Here is a 5,857-nt window from a genome sequence, read left to right as displayed (position 1 = left end):
CCAGTGCAGCCGAAATTGAGGGCAGTGCCAAGACTTTAATTGATTCTAAAAATGTTCCTCAGGCCTATTCATTTTATTTGGCACAACCACAATTCTTAAAAGAACATCCACAAGATGCAGAGAAAATTCTTGCAGGATTAAACAAAGCCGATGAATGGATAAACAGCCATCCAGATGAAACAGCGCAAATTCTGGCAGACAGCACAGGTTTAGACCTTAACATTGCCAAACGTGTGCTTGAGAAACAACCAAAACCGTCACCAGTCAATCATGTCACGGCCGATGTGGTCACAGCACAACAAAACATTGCCGACTTCTTTGCCAAAGAAAAATTAATTCCTCAAGCAGTTAAAATTCAAGATGCGGTTTGGCAAGAAAAATAACGCCTTGTTTTTCTAATCTTGCTTAGAAATTCATAAGAAAGCGTTTGATGCCAATTATCAAACGCTTTTTTCATTCGATCATTGGATGACGACATTTCTTAAATACAAATGGCACAGATCGCCAGATACACAGCACACTGCCCTAGACAAATCAGTGAGCTGATTAACCAATATATTCAGCTCAAATAATGAGTTGAATGTGTGTTATATTTGACTCATCTTAAATTTTTAGCGAAAAATTAAAAATGCAGGAATGGATTTGGCCAGCAGAAAATTAGACAAATTTCACATGGCAAGATTCACTTATCTTACCTAAAACCAGACAAATACATCAAAAAATAGGAATTCTACTTGGGCAAAGTCAGCATGATTTAGCTAAAGAACAATTCACTTTGGATACGCTACTTGCCAATCTTATTGCTTCATCAGCAATTGAAAATGAAACCCTCAATGCTTTTTCATTACGCTCATCTTTAGCCCGACGTCTGGGTGTAACACTAGAACAACCTTATCCAAGCTCAGATCGTTCGGAGGGTTTAGCGAATATCATGTTGGATGCACTGAATGATGTTAAGCAACCACTAACATTTAAACGGCTCATCCAATGGCATCAGTGGCTTTTCAATGATCCTGATTGGACAATGCAACGCTTACGGATCGGTCAACTGAGGGGATCAGAGCCAATGCAGGTCGTTTCAGGTCGATTAGATTATCCTACTGTACATTTTGAAGCCCCTCCAAGAGAAGGCTTAAAAAATCGCTTAAATGCCTTCATCGCATGGTTTAATCAAAGTCTGAATGATTCATTGCTCGACCCTTTGTTACGTGCAGGGATTACCCATTTATGGTTTGTGACTTTACATCCTTTTGATGATGGTAATGGTCGTATTACACGTATACTGACAGATCTAGCTTTGGCTCAAATGGATGAGCAAAGCATCCGTTTGTATGCTATGTCCACGACGATATTAAATAAGCGCAAAAGTTACTATGAGATATTAGAAAAAACGCAAAAAAATGATTCTGATATTACAGAGTGGTTAGTTTGGTTTCTTGATACTTTAGACGATAGCCTTGAAAATACCTTAACCAAGATTGGTCGAACACTGTTGAAGAGTCAATTTTGGCATAAATATTCAAATGTAACCTTGAGTACAGAACAGCGTAAAGTTCTAAATCGTTTACTAGATGGTGGAGAAAATGGCTTTGAGCATAGTATTAGTGCTTCACAATATCAAAAGGTTGCGAAAGTCAGTAAAGCAACAGCTACTCGTCACTTGTCAGACTTACTGGAAAAAGAATGTATCGTTAAATTAGAAGGTGGTGGACGTAATACACGCTATCAGATTAATACTCAGTTATCGATATTCTAAGTAATAAAAAAGCTCAACATCCTGTTGAGCTTTTTCGTATTGGTTGCTTAGGTCTGATTCCTGTCATTCCTCACGATCCTGATGCATGAACGTTATAATGATTGTTTTATGTTCCGAAACATCCTGTTCCTGTATGAGTTCATAATAAGAAAAAATGAACTGTCTGACTATTGGAAAATTCCTTAAAAAGTTGTGCGATATGACGTACAAATTTGTACTTTTTTATCCCAAAAGTTGTCTGCAGAAAATAGGGATAATTTTGGAAATAAGAGGATTGAGCAAACTGGGTGTTTTTCAACCACACTTATTGGTAAGACGTATCAAAATTGCATAGAACAGAGCCGACAGCTGTCAAAGTCGGTTCTTTTTATTTTTCAAGGTGGATAGAATATTTTATAAAATATTGATTTTAAATAAATTTTATGTTAAATAATTTAGAAGCCTTATTCGATACAGGCTATTTCTCTTGTCGGCAAGCAGTTGTTACCAATTCCGAAAAATTGAGGAGCAGTATCTATGAGCTTAGTAAATGTAGACATTTACTCCATTCTTCTCAAAATATACTTCACTCTATTGGATATTAATTTTTTCCAAAAATCCTTATTAATTAATGGCTCTGGATACTTAAGTCTAGCAACTAATGCAAGTACTTCATCACTAACTAGGTCTTCTTTTTTTTGATTTTTTCTTTTTAAATAGCATTCTAAGCCATCCTGTTGAGATCCATAAAACGCTATTGTTAAATAAGTTTTTGCGATTTCCACTTTATTTATTCTATTTGTAAGAATAATGGCTAGTAACTGTTCACGCAGTTTTCTCCATAATGTTCTTTCATATCTAGAAGTAACAACTCTTACATACTGCTGTTGAATAGTACTCGCACCTTGATAAGTTTTTTTAAGTTTAGTGCTATGTATCGCTCTAACTATAGAATAAAAATCTATACCATAATGAATATTAAATCTGTGATCTTCTGCAAATATTAAATAATCTATCCAAAAATAAGGTACATCTAGCTTTTTGCTATGGATAACATCAATGCATTTATCTAGATCATCTTTGATACCATCAAAATTATTTGTATAAAAAAAATTACCTATATGTAAGAGAGGAAGCGTCAATACTTTATATATGAGCTTTATCATTTCATTTCTCTAATGAATTTTAAAAATTTCAAATAAAATGATTTCCCATCCTCTTTTACTTCTTTTTTAAGAAACTTTTTATCAACAGAATGTACTTTCATAGCGAATTTTTCCTTGCTTAAAACTACATATCCCTTTTGACTAGATACCATAGAATAAAAAAGCCCTTTTCTACTAAAATCATAATCACCAATAAGAAATTTTCTTTTTAATTCAATACGGCAATAAATTGTAGATTGACGTTTTTCACCATGTTCAATTGCATGTAAAATTAAAATATCGGGACTGAAATAATTTTTCTGAATCGTTCCTTCTATATAAGCACGTCTGCGATTTCCTGCACTATAGTGCAAAACATGAGTTCCTTTTTGACCAATAGAAGAATCTTCATAATATTTTTCTGCAGTACCTTTTATTTGCGATTTATCTTGAACTAAGAATAATTGATGGTGAAGCTCCATACCTTTATAAGGGTTGTACGCACTTTCTTGTGTCACTGACTTTAAATACCATTGGTTATTCAAATCTGGATATCCAAAAAATCTCTCCCTAAGTAGAAAAAATAATATAGCTAAAAAAATACCTGAATATATAGATTCAAAAGTATCACCTAATGAGAAATTACTTTTATAACTATTTGATATAACACTTAAAAATGGATATACAACTCCAAATATGATTAATAAAACCATAAAAATATAAAATATTCTTTCGAAAATCATAGAATGATTATTTAATCTTTCAACATAGCTCTTTATTGGAGGTTTTTCCCATAGTTTTGGTAAGGTATCGGTAAACAAGCATCCCATAATAAAAAACCCAAATGATAAGAATAGATAACTACCCCAGTCCAATAGATAAGAAAACCAACTAGGATAAATTGCTAATAATGATTTTTTAATCTCAACTAATTTCAACGATCTATTTACTAATTCTGTAGCTGCTATTGAAAACAGAAATGCTGGAAGATATAAGCGAAAAAGATATTTATTTGGATGGCTCATACAATTTATTGAAATAATTTGATCTCTAAATTATATATAAATACATAAAAAAATAAAGAATTTTTACTATTAAATTTTATTTCATATTTGATTACATTAAATGAAAGATAGTTTAACTCTTATAAAATAAATATAATACGTCTTACACGAAAATATCTCTATTAAAACAATATAATTCATATTCTTATGAAAAAATAATATTGGCAGAAAAAGGTCACAAAGTTAGTTTTCTCTTGTGAAATTATATAAGAGATCTATTATCAATATTTTATGATAGATTCACTATGAAAATGTCGATTTCAAATCTAAAAATTTATCCTGCAACGTCTCATGATGCACTCATGTTGGCAGACATACGTGTTAACGCAATGCGACCAAGCCTTGAAGCAATTAATAGATTCGACCCGATAAGAGCACGTAATCGATTCCTTTCATCTTTTGAAGAAAAAGATACCTTTGTTTTGACCATAAACGATACAGTTGCTGGGTTCTATGTTTTGCGCACACATGCCGAATACCTTTACCTAGATCATCTTTATCTTAAAGAGGAATTTCAAAGAAAAGGATTGGGGCGGACTATTTTGCAGAATCTAAAAACTCAGGCAAGTGCACTCGGTATACCGATTCGGTTAATGGCGTTGGATCAGAGTCCTGCAAATGCATTCTATCTTTCTTTAGGGTTCACATTTGAACGAATTGAAGGCGTTGATAATTACTATTTTTGGGAACCCACTCATTCATTAAAATAGTGCCATTACAGTAGCAGTGTAGCTTTTTTACTGATTAAAGTTGCATGTCGGATTCACATGGAATTACAAGATCGCATGCTGGATTTTTTACTTTATGAAAATGTAGCCATGTGGTGGCAGATGTTATTGCTTAAGTCCGAATAAACCGATATTCAGAAGGCAACTCAAAAACTAAGAAATTCTTGTCTAACTTAGGTTATTCAAGACCCTAAGGCCAGATGCTGATTTTTTAACTTTTTCTTATTAATTAATCATAATAATTTATTTAAAAAAATATTGTTGGCATGAGATTCTTTAGTCACTTATATATTCTTTTAGATTGTATTGATATGGCTAAACATCATTTTGCGGTGTCTTCTTTTAAAAATATTATACTCTCTGCCTTATCACTGGTAGCCACATCATCGGCTATTGCTGCCATCCCGAGCACCTTGAAGTTGGATTATGCTTATTATGCACCAACAAGTCTGGTGGTCAGAGAACAAAAACTGCTCGAAAAATCATTGCCGAATACCAAAATCACATGGGTGTTTAGTCAAGGCAGCAATCGTTCGCTTGAATATTTAAATAGCAATAGCATTGATTTTGCATCGACAGCAGGTTTGGCGGCAGTCTTAAGCCGAGCAAATGGCAGCCAGATTAAAACAGTGTATGTACAAAGTCAGCCTGAATGGACTGCACTGGTGGTCGGGAAAAACTCTCCAATTAAAAAACTACAAGATTTAAAAGGGAAAAAAATTGCCGCAACCAAAGGTACAGACCCTTATTTGTTTACTTTACTGGCTTTAGATACGGTGGGTTTAAGTAAAAATGATGTTGAATTGGTACATTTACAACATCCAGATGGCAAGAATGCCTTGCAAAGAGATCAGGTCGATGCTTGGGCTGGCTTAGATCCTTTAATGGCTTCTGCACAAATTCAATCTGGTGCAAGACTGTTGTATAGAAACATTAACTTTAATAGTTATAGTGTACTCAGCGTAAAAGAGGCGTTTGCCAAACAAAATCCTGAAGCGATCGAAGCGGTCATCAAAGCGTATGAACAAGCAAGACTTTGGGCCAAAGCCAATCCAGACAAACTTGCTGCGCTATTGGCGAAAGAGTCTAAACTGCCGCTTGCCGTCGCCAAGTTACAATTACAAAGAACAAATTTTGAGCAAAACGTACCGTCAGCGGTTCAATCACAAGCACTGAAAAAATCAG

The 5,857-nt window shown here is 34.0% G+C and carries 6 protein-coding genes and 1 pseudogene; 5 read left to right on the top strand and 2 right to left on the bottom strand.

Translation table 11 applies throughout. The annotated features are described in order from the left end of the window. From QM652_RS13795 to QM652_RS13785, 3 genes and pseudogenes are all read left to right on the top strand, one after another. On the top strand, positions 1 to 383 hold a 383-nt coding region (locus QM652_RS13795; protein WP_415076771.1), incomplete at its 5' end, for a hypothetical protein. A 293-nt stretch (positions 384 to 676) separates the two neighbouring features. Then, positions 677 to 865 (top strand): annotated as a pseudogene (locus tag QM652_RS13790) (DUF4172 domain-containing protein); the annotation flags it as partial. A 66-nt stretch (positions 866 to 931) separates the two neighbouring features. After that, positions 932 to 1,756, top strand: coding sequence for a Fic family protein (locus QM652_RS13785; protein WP_415076773.1), 825 nt, complete (start codon positions 932 to 934; stop codon positions 1,754 to 1,756). 539 nt (positions 1,757 to 2,295) lie between these two features. On the opposite strand, the gene QM652_RS13780 is transcribed toward QM652_RS13785, so the two are convergent. Together QM652_RS13780 and QM652_RS13775 are read right to left on the bottom strand one after the other, a co-directional pair. Continuing rightward, complete coding sequence (locus tag QM652_RS13780; RefSeq protein ID WP_415076769.1) at positions 2,296 to 2,901, bottom strand: biosynthetic peptidoglycan transglycosylase; 606 nt, start codon at positions 2,899 to 2,901, stop codon at positions 2,296 to 2,298. Next, positions 2,898 to 3,905, bottom strand: coding sequence for a hypothetical protein (locus QM652_RS13775; protein WP_415076767.1), 1,008 nt, complete (start codon positions 3,903 to 3,905; stop codon positions 2,898 to 2,900). Before QM652_RS13775 ends, QM652_RS13780 begins: the two co-directional genes overlap by 4 nt. Before the next feature lie 284 nt (positions 3,906 to 4,189). Between QM652_RS13775 and QM652_RS13770 the strand changes: the two genes are divergently transcribed. Both QM652_RS13770 and QM652_RS13765 read left to right on the top strand, forming a co-directional pair. Next, positions 4,190 to 4,654 (top strand): GNAT family N-acetyltransferase, encoded by a 465-nt coding sequence (locus QM652_RS13770; protein WP_415076765.1) that lies wholly within the window; start codon positions 4,190 to 4,192, stop codon positions 4,652 to 4,654. A gap of 329 nt (positions 4,655 to 4,983) precedes the next feature. Then, a partial coding sequence (locus QM652_RS13765; RefSeq protein WP_415076763.1) for an aliphatic sulfonate ABC transporter substrate-binding protein occupies positions 4,984 to 5,857 on the top strand: 874 nt, incomplete at its 3' end.

It is taken from the genome of Legionella sp. (assembly GCF_047605385.1).
Classification (GTDB): Bacteria; Pseudomonadota; Gammaproteobacteria; order Legionellales; family Legionellaceae; genus Legionella.
Note: the sequence above shows the minus strand (reverse complement) of the source record. Positions and strands in the feature narration are given on the sequence as shown.

Bases quoted from the DNA above. Each gene is read 5' to 3' on its own strand.
- QM652_RS13780 (WP_415076769.1), bottom strand. From the start codon at position 2,901: ATGATAAAGCTCATATATAAAGTATTGACGCTTCCTCTCTTACATATA.
- QM652_RS13775 (WP_415076767.1), bottom strand. From the start codon at position 3,905: ATGAGCCATCCAAATAAATATCTTTTTCGCTTATATCTTCCAGCATTT.
- QM652_RS13770 (WP_415076765.1), top strand. From the start codon at position 4,190: ATGAAAATGTCGATTTCAAATCTAAAAATTTATCCTGCAACGTCTCAT.
- QM652_RS13785 (WP_415076773.1), top strand. From the start codon at position 932: ATGTTGGATGCACTGAATGATGTTAAGCAACCACTAACATTTAAACGG.